The following is a 22,573-nucleotide window of genomic DNA, read 5'->3' as shown; positions in this document are numbered from 1 at the left end:
AAAGGCGCCGGCCGCGAGGCCCGGCGCCTTTTTACTTGGCGGGCAGCTCGACGGGCTTGCCGATCAGCTTGAGCTGGCCGTCGCTGAACTCGACCTGGCTGGTCACGTCGTCGCCCGCGCGCTTGAGGTAGCCCTGCTGCTCGAACTGTTCGATCATCAGCGCGGCCACTTCGGGCGACGGCGCCTGGCTGCCGCCGGCGGTCTCGGCGATCTTCTCGATCCACTTCACCGGCAGCCGCCCGCTGGCCTTGAGCACGCCGCGCTTGAGCAGCAGTGCGTTGCCGGGCAGTTGCAGGTCCTCGTCGGTCACGCCGGCCATGGCGACCGAGTAGCCGAACTCGGCGCGCTGGCCGTCGATCTCGACCAGCAGCCGGTCGACACCGACCTCGGGGCCATGCTTGGCCATGGCCTTGAGATCGGGCGCGAGCTGGTCGGCCAGCGCGCGCAGCGCGGCCTGCGAGGCCTTGCCGCGGATGCAACCGTTGGCCGCGGCCGAGCGGGTCCAGGCCTCGGCCAGCTTGCGGTAGCCGCCGACGTCGATGCGGCGCGTGCTGCTGGCCATCTCGAAGTTGTCGATGCGCGTCGCGCCGACCGAGCCCGTGCCCTTGAAGGTGGCGGTGCCGGTGTAGAGGCCGTTCTCGATGGTGGCGTCGCTGGCGGCGTCGAGGCCCTGCAGCACGATGGCGGGGAAGGGCTTGGCGGGGGCGGCGTCGGGGTCGGCCTTCTTGCCGGCCACCGTGAATTCCAGTGCCTCGAGCCGGCCCGTGCTCTTGCCGGTGGCCAGCATCCAGCCGTGGCGGATGTCCAGGTCGGCCCGGGCGCCGAGCTTGCCCATCTTGAGGTTGACGCCGTTGCGCAGGTCCGCGGCCTCGAAGCCGGGCAGGGCGAGTTCGTAGTGCGCCTCGGTGCGCGCGCCATCGACCCGCACGCGCAGCTGCGCGCCCTGCCAGGAGACGCGGGTCTTGCCCTCGTCGGCGAACTGGCCGGGCGCGAGCGTGATCTCGCTGGCGTAGCCGCCGTTGAAGCCGACCCGGGTGTGGGCGCCGAAGGGCCGGGCGTCGCCGAACACCTTCTTGGCCTCGGCCTGGCCCTTGATGTCGAGCAGCAGTTCGCTGTCGATGGTGGCCGCTGCCAGGCTGCCGCCGGCCAGCGGGCCGTGGCGGATGGTGTCGCGGAAACTCAGGCGCAGCGGCTTGGACGGGGTCGGCGCGGCCTCCTCGCCGTCTTCTTCGTCCGGGTCCGCGGGCGGCGCGCCGGCCACGGCGGCGTCGGCCGGGCAGCCGAGCTCCAGCGTCACGGTGCTGACCGCGCCGAGGAAGCCGCGCTCGTAGCTGCGTTCGGTCACGCGCACCAGCGCGCTTTGCTGCGGCAGTTCCGCGAAGGCGCTGTCGTAGACGGATTTCACCTTGTTGCCGGCCCACCAGGTGCTGCCGGCATAGGCCAGCGCGATCGCGGCGGCCAGGACTCCCAGGACTGTCTTCTTGCTCAAGTTCGGCTTTCTTGTAGGGGTATCCAGGGCCGTGAGACCCCTGGCGCCGGCCCTCCGCCGGCGCGGCGCGATGCTACCGGAGCGCCGTGGGGGCCAAACGCATCGCCCGCGCATTCGAGTTCTCTATACAATCGCGCGCCTGTTGAAAACGCCAGGTCCCCCCGCAAGGGGGCGGCAGGGGTCGAAGACAGGAGGGCGCCGCATGTTTGCGGCGGGCTTTCGGGGGTATAACCCCGGGGTTCGCCGACCGGCGGATGCCCTCGACAACGTGGAGCCCGCGCGGCCGACCAGGTCCGCAGTGGCTCCCATGGGAGGAGACACCAGTGAAAGCGCGTTCCAGTTCGTCCAAGGAGCCAGTCACCGTGAAGAAGCCCGCCGCCAAGGCCACGCCAGCATCCAGGACCGACGCCACCAAGGCGACGGCCGCGAAGCCGGCTGTACCGGCGGCCAAGAAGGCATCTTCCGCGACGGCGACCGTAGCGAAGAAGGAAGGCGCCGCAGCAAAGAGCGTCAAGACAGAGAAGACCGCAACGCCCACGGCCAAGGCCGCGAGCGCATCGGCGAAGAAAGCAGTTCATCCCGCCACCAAGCCTGCCAGCGAGCCGGCGGCAACCGTCCCGGCCAAGAGCGCGAGCAAGACAGCCAAAGCGGGTCCATCGTCCACCAAACCCGTCGGCCCGCGTGCCGTTTCACCTGTTCCCCCGATTCCCATGAAAAAAACGGCTGCCGCCTCTTCCTCCGCCCCGGCGACACCTTCGACCCCCGAGCCCGAAGTCGCCACGGCAACGGCCGCGCCCGCCCCCGCCCGCGGCGGCCGGGTGTCCCGCCTGTCGCAACTGACGGTGCCCTCGATGCCGCAATCGGTGGCATCGACCGCCGCCAAGTCCAGCTTTATCCAGACCGCCTCGCAGGCGCTGGTTCCGCCTCCCCCCGTGAATGTGAAGAAAGATCCGAAGTTGGCCAACAACTGGAAGACCAAGTCCGTCGAAGAACTCAGCGATGCCGAAGTCATCGCGATGCCCGATGCCGAGTACATGAACGAGAAGCAGATGGCCTTCTTCCGCCTGAAGCTCGTCGAACTCAAGCGCGGCATTCTCGAGAATGCCGGCGAAACCACCGAGCACCTGCGTGAAGACACGGTGGTCGTGCCCGATCCGGCCGACCGCGCCACCATCGAGGAAGAACATGCCCTCGAGCTGCGCACCCGCGACCGCGAACGCAAGCTGCTGAAGAAGATCGAGCAGTCGATCCAGCGCATCGACGCCGGCGACTACGGCTACTGCGACGAAACCGGCGAGCCGATCGGCGTGGGCCGCCTGCTGGCCCGCCCGACCGCCACGCTGTCGCTCGAAGCGCAGCAGCGCCGCGAGCTCAAGCAGAAGATGTTCGGGGACTGAGCGCCGGTTCTCCGGCCCGGCCCCGACCGTCGTCCATCGCCCGCGAATGCCAAAGGAAGAAACGGGCCGCCTGCTTTCCAAGGTGGCGAAGTTCGTCCGCAATCCGCTCAAGGATTGGTCGGAGCTGGACACCCCCTCGACGACGAACGCCTCCGATTCCTCGCTGCCCGACCCGGCCTACAGCCGGGAAATGCTCAAGGAGATGATCGAGCGGCGCCAGCGCAACGATTTCGTGCGCCGGCGCGAGTTCGACATGCTGCGCAAGCTGCGCCAGCGCGAGGCCGCCGCCCACGCCTTCGATGCGACGGTCACGCCGTCGTCGTTCAACATCAACAGCACCTCGGAGAAGTCCGAGGGCCGCGCGCTCACGCTCAAGAAGATCGACGAGATCGAGGAGCAGATGTCGCAGCAGTGGTGGAAGGGGCGCGGGCCGAACGGCGAGACGCTGGTCAAGTCGCCGCCCGACGCGGGCGCCGAGACGCTGTCGCCGGCCGACACCGACGCGCTGCTCGAGCCGCCCTCCCGGCCGGTGCCTGCCCCGGTGGCGCCCGCGGCCGTGGCCACGGCCTCGCCCAGCGGCACCCACATGGCGACCCGGCTGGCGCAGGACGGCGCGCTCGAGGAGGCGGTGATCCGCTTCGCGCACGGCGATGACGTCGGTGCCGAGGCGATCCTGCTGCAGGCGCTGGCCTCCGAGGGCGCGAGCGGCACCGACGAGACCCATGCCGCGACGGCCGAGCGCGACGACGCCCGCTGGCGCGCGCTGTTCGACCTCTACCGCGCCACCGGCGACGCCGCCAAGTTCGCGGCCGCGCGCATGCGCTATGCCCAGCGCATGCGGCGCATGGGCCCCGACTGGGTGGCGCTCGACGAATTGGCGCGCAGCGTGAAGGCGGTGGCGGCCAGCGAGGAGGGCGACAGCGCCCCCGCCGAAGGCGCCGCCGACTGGGCCGCGCCGCCGAAGCTGGCGCGCGATGGCCTGGTGGCGCTCACGCGGGCGCTGTCGCAGGCCGGCTCGGTCTGGACGCTCGACTGGCGCGCGCTGGGCGCGATTGGCTCCGATGCCGCCGCGCCGCTGCGCGTGCTGTTCGCGCACTGGGCCGATTCGCCGGTCAAGCTGCGCTTCATCGGCGCGGCGCAGCTGCTGGCGGTGCTGGCCGAGTCCGCGCCCAACAACGAGCGCGGCATCGACGACGTCTGGTGGCAGCTGCACATGGCCGCGCTGCGGCTGATGCACCTGCCCGACGACTTCGAGCTGGTGGCGCTCAACTACTGCATCACCTACGAGGTGTCGCCGCCATCCTGGCAGGACCCGCGCGGCGAATACAGCGCGATCGCCGCGCCGGTGTCCACGCCGTCGCGCATGGGCTCGGTCTGGTCGCTGCTGTCGGTGGGCGGCGAATCCGAGAGCTTCCCCTCGGCCGGCAGCGGCTTCGCGGCGCTCGCGGGCGACCTGCGCGGCGAGTCGCCGTCGAACCTGCAGCGGCTCGATGCCGACCTGCGCGGCGGCACCGCGCCCGTGATCTCCTGCGCTGCGCTGCTGCGCATGGACCTGGCCGCGGCGGCCGCGCTGCTGGGCTGGGTGCGCGAGCGCGATGCCAAGGGCGAGCGGGTGCAGTTCGTCGATGCGCACCGGCTGATCGCGACCCTGTTCGGGCTGGTCGGCATCGCCGACCACGCGACGGTCGCGCTGCGCAAGAACTAGGCTTTCACGCCGCTGCGCGCGGACTTGCATTGCCCCGCCCAGTCCCCAGATGGCTGCGATGGAACAATTTCACGGCACCACCATCGTGAGCGTGCGCCGCAAGACCCCCCAGGGCGACCAGGTCGCCATCGGTGGGGACGGGCAGGTCACACTCGGAAACATCGTCATCAAGGGCACGGCGCGCAAGGTGCGGCGGCTCTATCACGGCAAGGTGCTGGCCGGCTTCGCCGGCGCCACGGCCGACGCCTTCACCCTGTTCGAACGCTTCGAGGCCAAGCTCGAGAAGCACCAGGGCCACCTGTCGCGCGCCGCGGTCGAACTGACCAAGGACTGGCGCACCGACCGCGTGCTGCGCCGCCTCGAGGCCATGCTGGCCGTGGCCGATGCCACCACCTCGCTGATCATCACCGGCAACGGCGACGTGCTGGAGCCCGAGAACGGCGTGATCGCCATCGGTTCGGGCGGCGCCTACGCGCAGTCGGCGGCCAAGGCGCTGCTCGACAACACCGAGCTCACGGCCGAGCAGATCGTGAAGAAATCGCTGGAGATCGCGGGCGAACTCTGCATTTACACGAACATGAACCACACCGTCGAGACGCTCTGAGGCCCGCCACCATGTCCATGACCCCCCAGGAAATCGTCTCCGAGCTCGACAACCACATCGTCGGCCAGCCGCAGGCCAAGCGCGCCGTGGCCATCGCCCTGCGCAACCGCTGGCGCCGCCAGCAGGTCGACGACAAGCTGCGCGCCGAGATCACGCCCAAGAACATCCTCATGATCGGCCCCACCGGCGTGGGCAAGACCGAGATCGCGCGTCGCCTCGCCCGGCTGGCCGACGCGCCCTTCATCAAGGTCGAGGCCACCAAGTTCACCGAGGTGGGCTACGTGGGCAAGGACGTCGACTCGATCATCCGCGACCTGGCCGAGATCGCCGTCAAGCAGACCCGCGAGGCCGAGAGCGCCAAGGTGCGCGCGCGTGCCGAGGACGCGGCCGAGGAGCGCATCCTCGACGTGCTGCTGCCGCCCGCGCGGCTGGCCGACGGCACCGCGCCCGACAGCGGCAACGCCACGCGCCAGGCCTTCCGCAAGAAGCTGCGCGAGCACCAGCTCGACGACAAGGAGATCGAGATCGACCTGGTCGAGACGCGCGCGCCGCTCGAGATCATGGGCCCCGCCGGCATGGAGGAGATGGCCGAGCAGCTCAAGGGCATGTTCGGCCAGATGGGCCAGGGCAAGCGCAAGACGCGCAAGCTCAAGATCGCCGAGGCGATGCGCTTCCTGATCGACGAGGAAGCGGCCAAGCTGGTGAACGAGGACGAGATCCGCACCCAGGCGATCGCCAATGCCGAGCAGAACGGCATCGTGTTCATCGACGAGATCGACAAGGTCGCCACGCGCAGCGAGGCGCAGGGCACCGACGTCTCGCGCCAGGGCGTGCAGCGCGACCTGCTGCCGCTGGTCGAGGGCACGGCCGTGAGCACCAAGTACGGCGTGGTGCGCACCGACCACATGCTGTTCATCGCGAGCGGCGCCTTCCACCTGAGCAAGCCCAGCGACCTGATCCCCGAGCTGCAGGGGCGTTTCCCGATCCGCGTCGAGCTGCAGTCGCTGTCGGTGGCGGACTTCGAGAGCATCCTCACGCAGACCCGTGCCTCGCTCGTGAAGCAGTACCAGGCGCTGCTGGCCACCGAGGGCGTCACGCTCGACTTCACGCCCGAGGGCGTGACCCGTCTCGCGAGCATTGCCTTCGAGGTCAACGAGCGCACCGAGAACATCGGCGCGCGTCGCCTGTCGACGGTGATGGAGCGTCTTCTCGATGAAGTAAGCTTCGACGCGACCCGCCTCGAGGGTCAGACGATCCGCATCGATGCCGCCTACGTGGACCAGCGCCTGGCGGCACTAAGTCACGACGAAGACCTGTCGCGCTTCATCCTCTGAAGTCGCCTCCCTTGCCCCTGTTACAGGGGCAGCGCTTCACGCATCACATTCACTGCGTGAGCTAAGTGGTTCATTCTCAACGAAATTCGCCGATTCCAGAATCTTGGAATCGGCGCTAAGTCGTTGATTCCATTACAAAAAATACCCCGCACGCCTGGTTGCGCCGGAAGTGTTTCCTGCTACAGTGCAAAAAAGTGCAGTTAAGTGGGAAAAAGTGCGAGTAGTGTGCCCTTCGGGCGCTGCGGCCTTCCCACCACAGGGGTTTCTCGGTCGTGTTTCAAGGCGCTTCATCGCTCAGTCTGGATGCCAAGGGGCGGCTTTCCGTGCCGACCCGGCATCGCGACGTCCTGAGCGCCACGGCAGGCGGCCAGCTCACGATCACGAAGCACCCCCATGGCTGCCTGATGGTGTTCCCGCGCCCGGAATGGGAGAAGTTCCGCGAGCGGATCGCCGCGCTGCCGATGTCGGCGCAGTGGTGGAAGCGGGTGTTCCTCGGCAACGCGATGGACGTCGAGATGGACGGCACCGGCCGCATCCTCGTGTCGCCCGAACTGCGCGCGGCCACGGGCATCACGCGCGACACCCTGCTGCTGGGCATGGGCAACCATTTCGAACTCTGGGACAAGGCCACCTACGAGGCCAAGGAGGCCGAGGCCACCCAGGGCGAAATGCCGGATGTGTTTCAGGACTTCGCGTTCTGAGGGGCATCGTGAATACCGCATGGACCCACACGACCGTTCTTCTGGACGAAGCGGTCGAAGCCCTTCTTGCAGGCCAGACGGTCGCGCCCGGCACCTTCGTGGACGCGACCTTCGGCCGGGGCGGGCATTCGCGCGCGATCCTCGCGCGGCTGGCGCCGGAAGGCAGGTTGATTGCCTTCGACAAGGATGCGGAAGCGGTGACCGAAGCAGCGCGCATCTCGGATGCGCGTTTTTCCATCCGGCACCAGGGATTCCGTTCGCTGGGCGAGCTGCCCGGCGCGAGCGTGGCCGGTGTGCTGCTGGACCTGGGCGTGAGCTCGCCGCAGATCGACAACCCGGCGCGCGGTTTCAGTTTTCGTTTCGACGGCCCGCTCGACATGCGCATGGACACCACGCGCGGCGAGAGCGTGGCCGAGTGGCTGGCAACGGCAGAACTCCAACAAATTGCAGAGGTGATCCGTGACTATGGCGAAGAACGGTTTGCTGTTCAGATTGCAAAGGCGATTGTTGCTCGCAGACAAGAACGGGGCGCAATTTCAACCACCACCGAACTGGCCGAGCTCGTGGCTGGCACGGTCAAAACCCGCGAGCCGGGCCAGAACCCTGCAACGCGCACATTTCAGGCTCTTCGGATTTTCATCAACGCCGAGCTTGAAGAGCTGCAACAGGCGCTAGAGGCGAGCCTGTCGGTGCTGCAGCCCGGCGGCCGGCTCGCGGTGATCAGTTTCCATTCGCTCGAAGACCGGATCGTGAAGCAGTTCATCGCGAAGCACTCGAAGGAGGTCTACGACCGCCGCGCGCCGTTCGCGGCGCCGAAGGCGATGCGGCTGCGCGCGCTCGAGCGCATCAAGCCCTCCGAGGCCGAGGTCAACGGCAACCCGCGCTCGCGCAGCGCGATCCTGCGCGTGGCCGAACGAACGGAGACGCCATGACACGACCTCGCGTCCACGGTCCCGCCCGCACGATTTCCAGCCGCCGCACCACGGGCGGCTTCGTGCCTTCTGCGGCCGCCCTGCGCGGCGAACGGGGAGGCCGCTGAGATGGCACGCCTGAACCTGCTGCTGCTGCTGTCCGTGATCGCCACGGCGCTCTACCTCGTGCACACGCAATACCTCTCGCGCCAGCTCTACACCGAGCTCGACCGCACGATGCAGGAGACGCGCCGGCTCGAGCTCGACCACGACCGGCTGCAGGTCGAGAAGCGCGCGCAGGCCACGCCGCTGCGCGTGGAGAAGCTCGCGAAAGAGCAGCTGCAGATGCGCACCACCTCGCCGGCCATCACGCAGTACGTGCGTCCCGACGGCAGCGTGATCCCGGCCGTGGTCGCACCGCCGCCTGCACCGCCCGCCAACAAGCCGGCCGCCGCCGCCGCAAGGGGGCAGCGATGACCCGCCGCAGCGTGCGCTACACCACCAGCCCCCTGCTGGCGAGCAAGACGCCGGTCTGGCGCAGCAAGTTCATCGTCGGCGGCATCGCGCTGGGCTTCGTCGTGCTCGCGGGCCGCGCGGCCTACGTGCAGGTGTTCGGCAACAGCTTCTTCCAGCGCCAGGGCGAGGTGCGCTTCGCACGCACGCTCGAGCTGCCGGCCAACCGCGGCCGCATCCTCGACCGCAACGGCCTGATCCTCGCGTCGAGCGTGGTGGCGCCCAGCATCTGGGCCATTCCCGAGGACGTGGAGCGCGACGATCCCGAGGTGCGCGCCAAGCTCAAGCAGGTGGCCAAGCTGCTCGAGATGCCGCAGAAGGACTTCGACAAGAAGCTCGAGGACGAGGACAAGACCTTCGTCTGGATCAAGCGCCAGGTCGACGAGCCGATCGCCAAGCAGATCGCCGCGATGAACCTCAAGGGCATCTACCAGCGCAAGGAATACAAGCGCCAGTACCCCGAGGGCGAGGCCGCCGCGCACGTGGTGGGCTTCACCAACGTCGAGGACAGCGGCCAGGAAGGCATCGAGCTCGCGTTCGACAAGGACCTGGCCGGCAAGGCCGGCTCGCGCCGCGTGATCAAGGACCGCCTGGGCCGCGTGGTCGAGGGCGTGGGCGAGCAGGTGCCGCCGCTCGACGGCAAGGACATCCAGCTCAGCGTCGACAGCAAGGTGCAGTTCTTCGCCTACCAGAAGCTGCGTGACGCCGTGACCGCGCGCAAGGCCAAGGCCGGCAGCGTGGTGGTGCTCGACGCCGTCACCGGCGAGGTGCTGGCGCTGGCCAACTACCCGAGCTACGTGCCCGACAAGCGCCAGAACCTCACGGGCGAGCAGTTGCGCAACCGCGCGATGACCGACACCTTCGAGCCCGGCTCGACCATGAAGCCGATCACCGTGGCGATGGCGCTGGAGGCCGGCCGGGTCAAGCCCTCGTCGCTGATCGAGACCTCGCCCGGGCGCTACCAGCTCGGCGGCTTCACCATCAGCGACACCCACAACTACGGCACGCTGACGGTCGAGGGCGTGATCCAGAAGTCGAGCAACGTCGGCGCGCTCAAGATCGCGCAGAAGATGACCCCGCACGAGATGTGGGACACCTACACCGCGCTCGGCTACGGCCAGAAGCCGCAGATCCAGTTCCCCGGCGCGGTCACCGGCCGGCTGCGGCCCTGGAAGACCTGGAAGCCGGTCGAGCAGGCCACCATGGCCTACGGCTACGGCCTGTCGGCCTCGCTGTTTCAAATGGCACATTCGTACACCGCGTTCGCGCACGATGGCGCGATCATTCCGGCGACGATCCTCAAGAACACCGAGCCGCCGGCCGGCGTGCGCGTCTTCTCGCCGTCGAACGCGCTCGCGGTGCGCAAGATGCTGCAGATGGCCGCGGGCCCGGGCGGCACCGGCACGCGCGCGCAGACCATCGGCTACTCGGTCGGCGGCAAGTCGGGCACGGCCCACAAGCAGGTCGGCAAGGGCTATGCGAGCAACAAGTACCGCGCCTGGTTCACCGGCATGGCGCCGATCGAGAAGCCGCGCATCATCGTCGCGGTGATGATCGACGAGCCCAGCGACGGCCAGTACTTCGGCGGCCTGGCCGCGGCGCCCGTGTTCAGCGAGGTCGTGCAGCAGACGCTGCGCATGATGAACGTGCCGCCCGACCTGGCGGTCAAACCCCTGGTGATGACCCAGGGCGTGGACGAGAGCTTCTGAGCATGCTGACCTTCACTTCCCCCCCACTGGCCGCGGCCTGGCTCAAGGAGCGGGTGCCTCGGGGCGCGCTGCATGCCGACAGCCGCGCGGTGGCCGCGGGCGACGTGTTCGTCGCCTGGCCCGGCGCCGCGACCGACGGCCGCAAGCACGTGGCGGCGGCGCTGGCACAGGGCGCGGCGGCCTGCCTGGTCGAGCACGAGGGCGTCGAGGCCTTCGGCTTCGAGGGCGACGAGCGCATCGTCAGCTACCCCGGCCTCAAGGCCGCCACCGGCCCGATCGCCGCAGCCTTCTACGACCATCCCTCGGCCCGGCTCGACCTGCTGGCCGTGACCGGCACCAACGGCAAGACTTCCACCGCCTGGTGGCTGGCCGAAGCGCTGTCGACCCTGCGGCCGGCCGGCGGCGTGCGCCCGATGCGGCCCGACGGCACGGTGCAGCGCGACGCGCCCTCGCCGTGCGCCGTGATGGGCACGCTGGGCATCGGCGTGCCGCCCGAACTCATTTACACCGGCCTCACCACGCCCGACCCCGTGATGATGCAGCGCGAGTTGCGCGCGCTGGTCGAGCGCGGCTTCGGCGCCTGCGCCATCGAGGCCTCGTCGATCGGCATCGCCGAGCGCCGGCTCGACGGCGCGCAGATCGCGGTGGCCGTGTTCACCAACTTTACGCAGGACCACCTCGACTACCACGGCAGCATGGATGCCTACTGGCAGGCCAAGGCCGAGCTGTTCCGCTGGCCCGGCCTGCGCGCCGCGGTGATCAACATCGACGACACCCATGGCGCCAGCCTGTGCGCCAACCTGATCGATGCCGGCGTCGGCGCGCTCGACGTCTGGACCGTGTCGGCCGACGGCAAGCCGGCGCGCCTGGTGGCGCGCGACATCGGTTACGACGCCCAGGGCCTGCAGTTCTCGGTCGCCGAGCACGGCACCGCGGCCGTCGAGCGCGTGACCACCGGCCTGATCGGCCAGTACAACGTGGCCAACCTGCTCGGCGTGCTCGGCACGCTGCGCGCGCTGGGCCTGACGCTCGCGCAGGCCGTGGCGGCGTGCACGAACCTGAGCAGCGTGCCGGGGCGCATGGAGCGCGTGGACGCCGAAGCCGGTGCTCCACTCGCGGTGGTCGACTACGCCCACACGCCCGACGCCATCGACAAGGCGCTGGCCGGCCTGCGCCCGCTCGCGCAGCAGCGCGGCGGCAAGCTGTGGTGCGTGTTCGGCTGCGGCGGCGACCGCGATCCGATCAAGCGCCCGATGATGGCCGCCGTGGCCGAGCGCCAGGCCGACCACGTCGTGGTGACCAGCGACAACCCGCGCAGCGAGAAGCCCGACGCGATCATCGCGCAGGTGCTGCGCGGCTTCGCGCGGCCCGAGCATGCGCGCGTGCAGGCCGACCGCGCGGCCGCCATCGCCGACACGATCGCGCAGGCCGCGCCCGAGGACGTGGTGCTGATCGCCGGCAAGGGCCACGAGGCCTGGCAGGAGATCGCGGGCCAGCGCCTGCCATTCTCCGATCGCAGCCATGCGCACGACGCGCTCGCGAAGCGGAGGGGCGCATGAGCGACACCACCTCCCTCGCGCTGACGCTGGCGCAGCTGCAGCAGTGGATTCCGGGTGCGCGCCTCGTGGGCGATCCCGCGACCGTGATCGCGCGCGTGCACACCGACACCCGCACCCTGGCCACGGGCGACCTGTTCGTCGCGCTCAAGGGCGAGAACTTCGATGCCAACGACTTCCTGCCGCAGGCGCGTGCCAGCGGCGCGGTGGCCGCGGTCGCGCACGGCGGCCTCGAGGCCGCGAGCCTGGCCGGCCTCGAGGTGCCCGACACCCTGGTGGCGCTCGGCGCCATCGGCGCGCACTGGCGCGCGCAGTTCTCGCTGCCGCTGATCGCCGTGACGGGCAGCAACGGCAAGACCACCGTCACCCAGATGATCGCGGCCATCCTGATGGCCTCGAAGCCCGAGCGCGCGCTAGCGACCGCCGGCAACTTCAACAACGAGATCGGCGTGCCGCTGACCCTGCTGCGCCTGCGCGCCCAGCACCAGCGCGCGGTGGTCGAGCTCGGCATGAACCACCCGGGCGAGATCGCGCGGCTGGCCGCCATCTCGCGCCCGACCATCGCGCTGGTGAACAACGCCCAGCGCGAGCACCAGGAGTTCATGGTCAGCGTCGAGGCCGTGGCGGTCGAGAACGCCGCCGTATTCGCGGCGCTGCCCGACGACGGCACGGCCGTGTTCCCGCACGGCGACGAGTTCACCACGCTGTGGAGCGACATGGCGCGCGACGGCGCCACGCGCCGCTGCCTCACCTTCGGCGAGCACGACGATGCCGACATCGGCCTCGAGCACGCCGAATGGACGCAGGGCGCCTGGCAGGTGCGCGTGCGCACGCCGCTCGGCGGCTTCGCCACGCGGCTGCACATCGCGGGCCGCCACAACGTGATCAATGCACTCGCTGCCACCGCCTGCGCGCTGGCCGCGGGCGTGTCGATCGACACCATCGCCGCCGGCCTCGATGCCTTCGAGCCGGTCAAGGGCCGCTCCAAGGCCAGTGCGCTCGCGCTGGCCGGCGGCCGCGCCATCACGCTGGTCGACGACAGCTACAACGCCAACCCCGACTCGGTGCGCGCCGCGATCGACGTGCTCGCCGCGCTGCCGGGCCCGCGCCTGCTGGTGCTGGGCGACATGGCCGAGGTCGGCGAGCGCTCGGACGAATTCCATGCCGAGGTCGGCGACTGGGCGCGCCAGCGCGGCATCGAGACCGTCTACACGCTCGGCAGCGCTTCCGAGCACAGCATCGCCGCCTTCCAGCGCGGCGACGCGGCCACGGTCGGCGGCGGCCGCCATTTCGAGGACATCGACACCCTGAACGCCGCGGTGCTCGCGCGGCTGCCGCTGGTCGGCAGCGTGCTGGTCAAGGGCTCGCGCTCCATGAAGATGGAACGCGTGGTCCAGGCCATCGCCGCGCAGGGTGCGACCCCGCAGACACAACCACAACAAGAAGGAGGCCGTCCCTGATGCGGGGGCGGTGCGCAATTTCATGTTCATGAGCCTGGCCCAATGGCTGCAGACCCTCTCGCCGGAACTCGGGTTCCTGCGGGTGTTCCAGTACCTGACCTTCCGCGCGCTGATGGCGGCGCTGACCGCGCTCGTGGTCGGCCTCGTGGCCGGTCCGTACGTGATCCGGCGCCTGACCGCGCTGAAGATCGGCCAGCCGGTGCGCGGCTACGCGATGGAGACCCACCTGAGCAAGAGCGGCACGCCCACCATGGGCGGCGTGCTGGTGCTGTTCGCGATCGCCTTCGCCACCATCCTGTGGTTCGACCTCTCGAACCGCTTCGTCTGGATCGTGCTGTGGGTCACGCTGGGCTTCGGCGCGATCGGCTGGGTCGACGACTGGCGCAAGGTGGTGCACAAGGACCCCGAGGGCATGCGCTCGCGCGAGAAGTACTTCTGGCAATCGGTGGTGGGGCTGCTCGCGGCCTTCTACCTGCTGTTCAGCATCTCCGAGAGCTCGAACTGGCGCGTGCTGCAGCTGTTCTTCGCCTGGGTGCAGTCGGGCTTCGACCTCGACTTCCCGCCCAAGATCAACCTGCTGGTGCCCTTCTTCAAGGAAGTCAGCTATCCGCTGGGCGGCATCGGCTTCGTGATCCTGACCTACCTGGTGATCGTGGGCGCGAGCAACGCGGTGAACCTCACCGACGGCCTCGACGGCCTGGCGATCATGCCGGTGGTGATGGTGGGCTCGGCGCTGGGCGTGTTCGCCTACGTGACCGGCAGCGCGGTCTACTCGAAGTACCTGCTGTTCCCGAACATCCCGGGCTCGGGCGAGCTGCTGGTGTTCTGCTCGGCGATGGCCGGCGCGGGCCTGGCCTTCCTCTGGTTCAACACCCATCCGGCGCAGGTCTTCATGGGCGACGTGGGCGCGCTCGCGCTCGGCGGCGCGCTGGGCACCATCGCGGTCATCGTGCGCCAGGAGATCGTGTTCTTCATCATGGGCGGCATCTTCGTGGTCGAGGCGATCTCGGTGATGGCCCAGGTCACCTACTTCAAGTACACGAAGAAGCGCTTCGGCGAGGGCCGCCGCGTGCTCAAGATGGCGCCGCTGCACCACCACTTCGAGAAGAGCGGCTGGCGCGAGACGCAGGTCGTGGTGCGCTTCTGGATCATCACGATGCTGCTGTGCCTCGTGGGCCTGTCGACGCTGAAGCTGCGCTGAGAGAAAACGCATGCGGCACCTGAAAGACCTCCCCGTCCTCATCCTCGGCCTCGGCGCGTCCGGGCTGGCGATGGCGCGCTGGTGCGCGCGCCATGGCGCGCAGGTGACGGTGGCCGACACGCGCGAGGCGCCGGCCCTGCTCGACACGCTGCGCGCCGAGTGGCCCGAGGCGGTGTTCGTCGGCGGGCCGTTCACGGCCGCGCTGATCGAGGGCACGCCCATCCGCGCCGTCTACCGCTCGCCGGGCCTGAGCCCCGAGACCATCGCGCCGGTGGCCGATGCGGCGCGTGCGGTCGGCCTGCCGGTGGGCGGCGAGCTCGACCTGTTCGCGCGCGCGCTGGCGGATCTCGCCATCGTCGAGACGCCGGCGGTGGTCGAGGTGGAAGAGGAAAGCGCGGCGCAAGGCGAACTGGCGCTGGAGGCAGCGGTGCCACCCGAGAGCGAGCCGGTGCCCGAGGCGGAGGCGCCTGTCGTGCTGCCCGAAGTTCAAGCGCCGGTCGCGGAGGAAGCCGTCGCTGCGGAAGCGGTCGCGATCGAACCGGCCACGCCCGAGACTCCGGCAGTGGCCGAGGCCATCGAAGTCGTGGCACCCGCGAGCGAGGCATCGCCCGCCGAGCCCGTGCCTGAGCTCGTCGAAGCAACACCCGAGGCACCGCGCGCTCCCGCCGCCGTGCCCGAATCGATGCCGCGCGATCCGTCGCTGAGCGTCCCCGTGCTGCAGCCGCCCGAACCCGAGGCGCCGGTCGCCGATGCGCCCGTGGTGCAGGAAGGCGTCGAGGCCGCGCCGGCGCAGGGCGCCGAACCCGCCGCGATCGCAACGCCGAAGGCCGCCGAAGGCACGCAGCCCGAACCGGCCGAGTCCGCCGAGTCCGCCGAGTCCGAGGCGCCCGTCGCGCCCGTCGCCGCACCGGCTTCCAAGCCCGCATCGAACCTGCCGGCCTTCACGGTCGGCAAGCCCTACGTCGCCACGGCCGCGAAGGAAGCGGCCGACTTCGTCGCGAAGATCGCCGAGTTCGCCGCCACCAATCCCGCCTCGGCCGTGGCCGAGGAAGAGCCCGCGCCGCAGCCCGAAGCCCAGCCCGAGCCGGCCCCCGCGCCCGAACCCGCGAAGGGCTACACGCCGGTCGTGCTCGCGATCACCGGCACCAACGGCAAGACCACGGTCACGGCGCTGACCGGCCAGCTCATCGAGCGCGGCGGCAAGAGCGTGGCGGTGGCCGGCAACATCGGCCCGACCCTGCTCGACACGCTGAGCGCGCATATCGACGCCGGCACGCTGCCCGAGGCCTGGGTGATCGAGCTCTCGAGCTTCCAGCTCGACGGCGTGCAGGGCTTCGAGCCCGCGGCCGCGACGGTGCTCAACCTCACGCAGGACCACCTGGACTGGCATGGCGACATGCCGGCCTATGCGCAGGCCAAGTCGCGCATCTTCGGCAAGACCGCGCTGATGGTGCTCAACCGCGACGACCCGGCCGTGATGGCGATGCTCGCCACCGCCGGCCAGGAGCCCGTCAAGCCCGTCGAGGAAGTGGTGAACGCCCGCGGCGCACGCCGCGCGCCGGCCAAGCCCAAGGCGCAGCGCGTGCAGGTGCGCCCGCACGTCACCTTCGGCGCGAGCATGCCGCAGCGCCCCGGCGACTACGGCATCGAGCGCGTCAACGGCATGAGCTGGCTGGTGCGCGCGCACGAGGCCGACGAGACGCAGAAGCGCAAGCGCGGCCAGGTGGTCGAGGAAGAGATCTTCGTGCAGCGCCTGATGCCGGCCGATGCGCTGCGCATCCGCGGCCGCCACAACGCGATGAACGCGCTCGCCGCGCTGGCGCTCGCGAACGCGGCCGACTGCCCGCTCGGCCCGATGCTCTACGGCCTGCGCGAGTACCGCGGCGAGCCGCACCGCGTCGAGCCGGTGGCGCTGATCGACGACGTCGAGTACTTCGACGACAGCAAGGGCACCAACGTGGGCGCCACCGTGGCGGCGCTCGGCGGCCTCGGCGAGGACCGCCGCGTGGTCGTGATCCTCGGTGGCGAGGGCAAGGGCCAGGACTTCGAGCCGCTCGCGCTGCCGGTGCGCCAGTACGCGCGCGCCGTGGTGCTGATCGGCCGCGACGCGCCGCTGATCGAGGCCGCGCTGGCTGCCACCGGCGTCACGCTGATGCATGCGGGCTCGATGCACGAGGCCGTGCAGATGGCCGCGCGCCGCGCCCACCCCGGCGATGCCGTGCTGCTGTCACCGGCCTGTGCGAGCTTCGACATGTTCAAGAACTACCCGCACCGCGCGGCGGTGTTCCGCGAGGCCGTGCAGGCGCTCGAGGACGAACCGCGCGACTTCGGGGAACCGGGCGAGCCGCGCACGCAGGCCGCCCCCGATTCGACGGAAGGACCGGCATCGTGAACTCCGCCGCCGCGGGCGCCACGCCCAACACCCGGCCCGGCCGCTTCAGCGGCTGGTTCCGGCGCGCGCGCAGCGGCATCGATGCGCTGCCGGTGCACCTGCCGGTGCGCCTCGGCGGCGCCGGCTTCACGCAGACCAAGGCCACGCCGATCCGCGTGCTGGGCTTCGACCAGGCGCTGGTGTGGGTCACGGTCGCGCTGCTGACCTGGGGCCTGATCATGGTCTATTCGGCCTCGATCGCGCTGCCCGACAACCCGCGCTTCGCGCGCGCCGGCTACAGCGCCTCGTACTTCCTCACGCGGCACGCGGCCTCGGTGGTGTTCGCCTTCATCGCCGCGCTGCTGGCCTTCCAGATCCCGATGAAGACCTGGGAGCGCGCCGCGCCCTGGCTGTTCGTGGCCTCGCTGCTGCTGCTGGTGGCGGTGCTGATTCCGCACATCGGCATCAGCGTGAACGGCGCGCGGCGCTGGCTGCCGATGGGCTTCATGCGCTTCCAGCCCTCCGAGCTCGCGAAGGTCGCGATGGTGCTCTATGCCGCCAGCTACATGGTGCGCAAGATGGAGATCAAGGAGCGCTTCTTCCGCGCCGTGCTGCCGATGGGCATCGCGGTGGTGGTGGTCGGCATGCTGGTGATGGCCGAGCCCGACATGGGCGCCTTCATGGTGATCGCGGTGATCGCGATGGGCATCCTGTTCCTGGGCGGCGTGAACGCGCGCATGTTCTTCGTGATCGCCGCGCTGGTGGTGGTGGCCTTCGGCACCATCGTCGCCACCAGCCCGTGGCGGCGCGAGCGGATCTTCGCCTACCTCGATCCGTGGAGCGAGGAGCACGCGCTCGGCAAGGGCTACCAGCTCTCGCATTCGCTGATCGCCATCGGCCGCGGCGAGATCTTCGGCGTCGGCCTCGGCGGCAGCGTCGAGAAGCTGCACTGGCTGCCCGAGGCCCACACCGACTTCCTGCTGGCCGTGATCGGCGAGGAGTTCGGCCTGGTCGGCGTGCTGCTGATCATCGGCCTGTTCCTCTGGCTCACGCGCCGCGTGATGCACATCGGCCGCCAGGCCATCGCGCTCGACCGCGTGTTCTCGGGCCTCGTGGCCCAGGGCGTGGGCGTGTGGATCGGCTTCCAGGCCTTCATCAACATGGGCGTGAACCTCGGCGCGCTGCCGACCAAGGGCCTCACGCTGCCGCTGATGAGCTTCGGCGGCTCGGCGATCCTGATGAACATGGTGGCGCTGGCGATCGTGCTGCGCATCGACTATGAGAATCGTGTGTTGATGCGGGGAGGCCGCGTATGACCGGCCGCACCGCACTCGTGATGGCCGGCGGCACCGGCGGCCACATCTTCCCGGGCCTCGCCGTGGCCGAGGCGCTGCGCGAGCGCGGCTGGCGCGTGCACTGGCTGGGCGCGCCCGGCGGCATGGAAGAGAAGCTGGTGCCGCCGCGCGGCTTCGCCTTCGAGCCGGTGCAGTTCGGCGGCGTGCGCGGCAAGGGCCCGCTCACGCTGTTCCTGCTGCCGCTGCGCCTGCTGCGCGCCTTCTGGCAGAGCCTGCGCGTGGTGCGCCGCGTGAAGCCCGACGTGCTCGTGGGCCTGGGCGGCTACATCACTTTTCCGGGCGGCATGATGGGCGTGCTGCTCAACAAGCCGCTGGTGCTGCACGAGCAGAACTCGGTCGCGGGCCTCGCCAACAAGGTGCTGGCGGGCGTGGCCGACCGCGTCTTCACGGCCTTTCCCAACGTGCTCAAGAAGGCGCAGTGGATCGGCAACCCGCTGCGCGCGGCCTTCACCTCGCAGCCTGCGCCGGCCGAACGCTTCGCGGGCCGCAGCGGTCCGCTCAAGCTGCTGGTGGTCGGCGGCAGCCTCGGCGCCAAGGCGCTCAACGCGGTGGTGCCGCAGGCGCTCGCGCGCATCGAGCCGGGCACGCGCCCGCAGGTGCTGCATCAGAGCGGCGCCAAGCAGATCGACGAGCTGCGCGCCAACTACGCGGCCGCCGGCGTCGAGGGCGAGCTCACGCCCTTCATCGAGGACACGGCCCTGGCCTATGCCGAGGCCGACCTCATCGTCGCGCGCGCCGGTGCCAGCACCGTGACCGAAATCGCGGCCGTCGGCGCCGCGGCGCTGTTCGTGCCTTTTCCTTCCGCGGTCGACGACCACCAGACCACCAACGCGCGCTTCCTCGTCGATGCCGGCGGCGGCTGGCTGGTGCAACAGACCGATCTCACCCCTGAATTGCTGGCCGATTTGCTACAGAAGACACAACGAACCGAACTGATCGAACGCGCCGAACGCGCCAGGACGATGCAGAAAACCGAGGCCGTCGAGGCGATGGTGCGCGCTTGCGAGGAGCTGGCACGATGAAACACGCGATTCGCCACATCCACTTCGTCGGCATCGGCGGCTCCGGCATGAGCGGCATCGCCGAAGTGCTGCTGAACCTCGGCTACCGCATCACCGGCTCCGACCTGTCCGACAGCGCCACGCTGCGCCGGCTCGCGGGCCTGGGCATCGGCACCTTCGTGGGCCATGCGGCCTCGAACGTCGAGGGCGCCGACGCGGTCGTGACCTCGACCGCGGTGCAGGCCGACAACCCCGAGGTGCTGACCGCGCGCGAGAAGCGCATCCCGGTCGTGCCGCGCGCCGTCATGCTGGCCGAGCTGATGCGCCTGAAGCAGGGCATCGCGATCGCCGGCACGCACGGCAAGACCACCACCACCAGCCTGGTGGCGAGCGTGCTCGCGGCCGCGGGGCTCGATCCCACCTTCGTGATCGGCGGCCGGCTCAACAGCGCGGGCGCCAACGCGCAGCTCGGCAGCGGCGACTACATCGTGGTCGAGGCCGACGAATCCGACGCCTCGTTCCTGAACCTGCTGCCGGTGATGGCGGTGGTCACGAACATCGACGCCGACCACATGGAGACCTACGGGCACGACTTCGGCAAGCTGAAGAAGGCCTTCGTCGACTTCCTGCACCGCATGCCCTTCTACGGCACGGCGATCCTGTGCACCGACGATCCGGCGGTGCGCGAGATCGTGGCCGACGTGACCTGCCCGGTCACCAGCTACGGCTTCGGCGAGGACGCCCAGGTGCGCGCGGTCGACGTGCGCGCCGTCGGCGGCCAGATGCACTTCACCGCGCAGCGCCGCAACGGCGTGACCCTGCCCGACCTGCCGGTGGTGCTGAACCTGCCGGGCGAGCACAACGTGCGCAATGCGCTGTCGGTGATCGCGGTGGCGGTCGAGCTCGGCATCGCCGACGAGGCGGTGCAGCGCGGGCTGGCCGGCTTCAAGGGCGTGGGCCGGCGCTTCCAGAGCTATGGCGAGGTCGCGGCCGGGGCCGGCGACGGCAGCTTCACCGTGATCGACGACTACGGCCACCACCCGGTGGAGATGGCCGCCACGCTCGCGGCCGCGCGCGGTGCCTTCCCGGGCCGGCGCCTGGTGCTGGCCTTCCAGCCGCACCGCTACACCCGCACGCGCGACTGCTTCGAGGACTTCGTCAAGGTCATCGGCACCGCCGACGCGGTGCTGCTCGGCGAGGTCTACGCGGCCGGCGAGCAGCCCATCGTGGCGGCCGACGGCCGCACGCTGGCGCGCGCGCTGCGCGTGGCCGGCAAGGTCGAGCCGGTGTTCGTCGACGACATCGCCGCGATGCCGCAGGCCATCCTCGACAACGCGCGTGCCGGCGACGTGGTGCTGTGCATGGGCGCGGGCTCTATCGGCGCGGTGCCGGGCAAGGTGGTCGAGCTCGGCGCGGCGCCGGCGGTGCCCGCTTCTTCTTCATCCACGACATCGCAGCACGCTGCGCACAAGGGGGAGGCGTCGTGAGCCTTCAGGATCCCAAACTCTTCGGCAAGGTCGCCGTGCTGTTCGGCGGCAGTTCGGCCGAGCGCGAGGTCTCGCTGATGTCGGGCACCGGCGTGCTCGAGGCGCTGCGCTCGCGCGGCGTCGACGCCCATGCCTTCGACCCGTCGCAGCGCGACCTGTCCGAGCTCCGGCGCGAGGGCTTCGCGCGCTGCTTCGTGGCGCTGCATGGCCGCCACGGCGAGGACGGCACGGTACAGGGCGCGCTCGAGATGCTCGGCATTCCCTACACCGGCTCGGGCGTGATGGCCTCGAGCGTGGCGATGGACAAGGTCATGACCAAGCGCATCTGGCAGGCCGACGGCCTGCCCACGCCCAAGTACGTGCGCCTGGCCTTCGACCAGCAGAGCCGCGAACAGGTGATGGCGGTGCCCGACGTGCTGGGCCTGCCGCTGATCGTGAAGCCGCCGCGCGAGGGTTCTTCGATCGGCGTGACCAAGGTCGAGGGCTATTCGCAGATGCAGGACGCGGTGACGCTGTCGGTCAAGTACGACGCCGACGTGCTCTGCGAGGAGTTCATCGAGGGCGAGGAAGTCACCTGCGCCGTGCTCGGCAGCGGCCTCGACGCGCATGCGCTGCCGGTGGTGCGCATCGCCGCGCCCGAGGGGGCCTACGACTACCAGAACAAGTACTTCACCGACGACGTGAAATACCACTGCCCGAGCGGCCTGCCCGAGGCGGAGGAGCGCGAGATCCAGCGCATCACGCTGGCGGCCTACCGCACGCTCGGCTGCCGCGGCTGGGGCCGCGCCGACGTGATGATCCGCGCCAGCGACCGCAAGCCCTTCCTGCTCGAGATGAACACCTCGCCGGGCATGACCAGCCATTCGCTGGTGCCGATGTCGGCACGCGCGGCGGGCATCGCCTACGAGGAACTCTGCCTGCGCGTGCTGGCCACGGCCACGCTCGACGCCACGGGAGGCGCGCACTGAAGATGGCCGACAGCATCCCCACGCCCTTCGACGTCAAGCTCATGAACATCGTCGCGAACCTCGCATTCGTGGCGGTGGGCCTGATGCTGCTCGCCGCGGGCGCCTGGTGGGTGCTGCGCCAGCCTTTCTTTCCGATCGCGGGCATCAAGGTCGACGGCGAGGTGACGCACAACAACGCCGTCACCCTGCGCGCCAACGTGGCGCCGCAGCTCAACGGCAACTTCTTCACCGTCGACCTCGCGCGCGCGCGCACCGCCTTCGAGTCGGTGCCGTGGGTGCGCAGCGCGGTGGTGCGGCGCGAGTTCCCGAACAAGCTGCGCGTGACGCTGACCGAGCAGGTGCCGGTGGCCAACTGGGGCGACGAGGCCAGCTCCAAGCTGATCAACGGCTTCGGCGATGTGTTCGAGGCCAACGTGGCGGAGGTCGACGACAAGCTGCCGCGGCTGGACGGCCCGATCGAGCAGGCCGGACAGGTGCTGGGCATGTACCGCGTGCTGCAGCCGATGTTCGCGCCCTACGACCTCGAACTCGATGCGCTCACGCTGTCGAGCCGGGGCAGCTGGCGCGCGCAGCTCGATAGCGGCGCCACGATCGAACTGGGCCGGGGTCAGGGCGAGGAGGTGGCGGCGCGGCTGCAGCGCTTCCTGAAGACCGTGACGCAGGTCGCGGGGCAGTACCGCCGGACCATGGAGGACGTCGAGGGCGCCGACCTGCGCCACAACGACGCCTATGCGTTGCGGTTGCGCGGCGTCACCACCGTGGTGACCGACCCCAAGACGCCCAAGAAGAAATAGACGAATACCGAGGACAT

General features: G+C 70.1%; 18 protein-coding genes. 17 read left to right on the top strand and 1 reads right to left on the bottom strand.

Translation table 11 applies throughout. The features are described from left to right. Positions 1-31 precede the first annotated feature (31 nt). Complete coding sequence (locus AC07RV_RS22505; RefSeq protein ID WP_296780865.1) at positions 32-1,489, bottom strand: YdgA family protein; 1,458 nt, start codon at positions 1,487-1,489, stop codon at positions 32-34. Between the two features lie 704 nt (positions 1,490-2,193). Between AC07RV_RS22505 and dksA the strand changes: the two genes are divergently transcribed. The 17 genes from dksA to AC07RV_RS22420 all read left to right on the top strand — a co-directional run bounded on the left by dksA (position 2,194) and on the right by AC07RV_RS22420 (position 22,556). Then, on the top strand, positions 2,194-2,886 hold the full coding sequence (gene dksA, locus AC07RV_RS22500) for an RNA polymerase-binding protein DksA (protein ID WP_408908436.1): 693 nt from the start codon (positions 2,194-2,196) through the stop codon (positions 2,884-2,886). Positions 2,887-2,932: 46 nt separating this feature from the next. Then, positions 2,933-4,591, top strand: a complete 1,659-nt coding sequence (locus AC07RV_RS22495; protein WP_296780862.1) for an STAS domain-containing protein — start codon at positions 2,933-2,935, stop codon at positions 4,589-4,591. A 58-nt stretch (positions 4,592-4,649) separates the two neighbouring features. After that, positions 4,650-5,195 carry an ATP-dependent protease subunit HslV gene (gene hslV / locus AC07RV_RS22490; RefSeq protein ID WP_057597019.1) on the top strand — a complete coding sequence of 182 codons (546 nt, stop codon included), beginning with the start codon at positions 4,650-4,652 and terminating at the stop codon, positions 5,193-5,195. Positions 5,196-5,206: 11 nt separating this feature from the next. Next, a complete protein-coding gene (gene hslU, locus AC07RV_RS22485) occupies positions 5,207-6,529 on the top strand; it encodes an ATP-dependent protease ATPase subunit HslU (RefSeq protein WP_296780860.1) in 1,323 nt (440 codons plus the stop codon). A gap of 272 nt (positions 6,530-6,801) precedes the next feature. Further along, complete coding sequence (gene mraZ / locus AC07RV_RS22480) at positions 6,802-7,230, top strand: division/cell wall cluster transcriptional repressor MraZ (RefSeq protein ID WP_057597021.1); 429 nt, start codon at positions 6,802-6,804, stop codon at positions 7,228-7,230. Between the two features lie 8 nt (positions 7,231-7,238). Then, complete coding sequence (rsmH, locus tag AC07RV_RS22475; protein WP_296780858.1) at positions 7,239-8,162, top strand: 16S rRNA (cytosine(1402)-N(4))-methyltransferase RsmH; 924 nt, start codon at positions 7,239-7,241, stop codon at positions 8,160-8,162. A 108-nt stretch (positions 8,163-8,270) separates the two neighbouring features. Further along, a complete protein-coding gene (gene ftsL / locus AC07RV_RS22470; RefSeq protein WP_296780855.1) occupies positions 8,271-8,618 on the top strand; it encodes a cell division protein FtsL in 348 nt (115 codons plus the stop codon). Beyond that, complete coding sequence (locus AC07RV_RS22465) at positions 8,615-10,363, top strand: peptidoglycan D,D-transpeptidase FtsI family protein (protein ID WP_093353367.1); 1,749 nt, start codon at positions 8,615-8,617, stop codon at positions 10,361-10,363. Before ftsL ends, AC07RV_RS22465 begins: the two co-directional genes overlap by 4 nt. 2 nt (positions 10,364-10,365) lie before the next feature. Beyond that, the gene (locus AC07RV_RS22460; protein WP_296780851.1) at positions 10,366-11,922 is read left to right on the top strand and encodes a Mur ligase family protein; all 1,557 of its coding nucleotides are present in this window, start codon (positions 10,366-10,368) and stop codon (positions 11,920-11,922) included. Next, the gene (locus AC07RV_RS22455) at positions 11,919-13,379 is read left to right on the top strand and encodes a UDP-N-acetylmuramoyl-tripeptide--D-alanyl-D-alanine ligase (RefSeq protein ID WP_296780848.1); all 1,461 of its coding nucleotides are present in this window, start codon (positions 11,919-11,921) and stop codon (positions 13,377-13,379) included. Before AC07RV_RS22460 ends, AC07RV_RS22455 begins: the two co-directional genes overlap by 4 nt. Positions 13,380-13,401: 22 nt before the next feature. After that, entirely contained in the window at positions 13,402-14,580 is a 1,179-nt protein-coding gene (gene mraY / locus AC07RV_RS22450) for a phospho-N-acetylmuramoyl-pentapeptide-transferase (protein WP_057597027.1), read from the top strand. Positions 14,581-14,590: 10 nt separating this feature from the next. Beyond that, on the top strand, positions 14,591-16,972 hold the full coding sequence (locus tag AC07RV_RS22445; RefSeq protein ID WP_296780846.1) for a Mur ligase family protein: 2,382 nt from the start codon (positions 14,591-14,593) through the stop codon (positions 16,970-16,972). Next, positions 16,969-18,267 carry a putative lipid II flippase FtsW gene (gene ftsW / locus AC07RV_RS22440; protein ID WP_093353377.1) on the top strand — a complete coding sequence of 433 codons (1,299 nt, stop codon included), beginning with the start codon at positions 16,969-16,971 and terminating at the stop codon, positions 18,265-18,267. The genes AC07RV_RS22445 and ftsW overlap by 4 nt, the downstream gene beginning before the upstream one ends. Continuing rightward, positions 18,264-19,328 carry an undecaprenyldiphospho-muramoylpentapeptide beta-N-acetylglucosaminyltransferase gene (gene murG, locus AC07RV_RS22435; protein WP_296780842.1) on the top strand — a complete coding sequence of 355 codons (1,065 nt, stop codon included), beginning with the start codon at positions 18,264-18,266 and terminating at the stop codon, positions 19,326-19,328. Before ftsW ends, murG begins: the two co-directional genes overlap by 4 nt. Next, entirely contained in the window at positions 19,325-20,794 is a 1,470-nt protein-coding gene (gene murC / locus AC07RV_RS22430) for a UDP-N-acetylmuramate--L-alanine ligase (protein WP_296780839.1), read from the top strand. Before murG ends, murC begins: the two co-directional genes overlap by 4 nt. Further along, entirely contained in the window at positions 20,791-21,762 is a 972-nt protein-coding gene (locus AC07RV_RS22425; protein ID WP_093353382.1) for a D-alanine--D-alanine ligase, read from the top strand. Before murC ends, AC07RV_RS22425 begins: the two co-directional genes overlap by 4 nt. Positions 21,763-21,764: 2 nt before the next feature. After that, complete coding sequence (locus AC07RV_RS22420) at positions 21,765-22,556, top strand: cell division protein FtsQ/DivIB (protein ID WP_093353385.1); 792 nt, start codon at positions 21,765-21,767, stop codon at positions 22,554-22,556. Positions 22,557-22,573 lie beyond the last annotated feature (17 nt).

It is taken from the genome of Variovorax sp. GW821-FHT09B01 (assembly GCF_059418345.1).
This window is presented reverse-complemented; position numbering and strand designations above follow the sequence as displayed.

What these genes read in the sequence shown, in the direction of transcription:
- ftsL (WP_296780855.1), top strand. Translation starts at nt 8,271, where the DNA reads ATGGCACGCCTGAACCTGCTGCTGCTGCTGTCCGTGATCGCCACGGCG.
- AC07RV_RS22460 (WP_296780851.1), top strand. Translation starts at nt 10,366, where the DNA reads ATGCTGACCTTCACTTCCCCCCCACTGGCCGCGGCCTGGCTCAAGGAG.
- AC07RV_RS22445 (WP_296780846.1), top strand. Translation starts at nt 14,591, where the DNA reads ATGCGGCACCTGAAAGACCTCCCCGTCCTCATCCTCGGCCTCGGCGCG.
- AC07RV_RS22455 (WP_296780848.1), top strand. Translation starts at nt 11,919, where the DNA reads ATGAGCGACACCACCTCCCTCGCGCTGACGCTGGCGCAGCTGCAGCAG.
- AC07RV_RS22465 (WP_093353367.1), top strand. Translation starts at nt 8,615, where the DNA reads ATGACCCGCCGCAGCGTGCGCTACACCACCAGCCCCCTGCTGGCGAGC.
- AC07RV_RS22495 (WP_296780862.1), top strand. Translation starts at nt 2,933, where the DNA reads ATGCCAAAGGAAGAAACGGGCCGCCTGCTTTCCAAGGTGGCGAAGTTC.
- murG (WP_296780842.1), top strand. Translation starts at nt 18,264, where the DNA reads ATGACCGGCCGCACCGCACTCGTGATGGCCGGCGGCACCGGCGGCCAC.
- mraY (WP_057597027.1), top strand. Translation starts at nt 13,402, where the DNA reads ATGTTCATGAGCCTGGCCCAATGGCTGCAGACCCTCTCGCCGGAACTC.
- murC (WP_296780839.1), top strand. Translation starts at nt 19,325, where the DNA reads ATGAAACACGCGATTCGCCACATCCACTTCGTCGGCATCGGCGGCTCC.
- hslU (WP_296780860.1), top strand. Translation starts at nt 5,207, where the DNA reads ATGTCCATGACCCCCCAGGAAATCGTCTCCGAGCTCGACAACCACATC.
- AC07RV_RS22420 (WP_093353385.1), top strand. Translation starts at nt 21,765, where the DNA reads ATGGCCGACAGCATCCCCACGCCCTTCGACGTCAAGCTCATGAACATC.
- hslV (WP_057597019.1), top strand. Translation starts at nt 4,650, where the DNA reads ATGGAACAATTTCACGGCACCACCATCGTGAGCGTGCGCCGCAAGACC.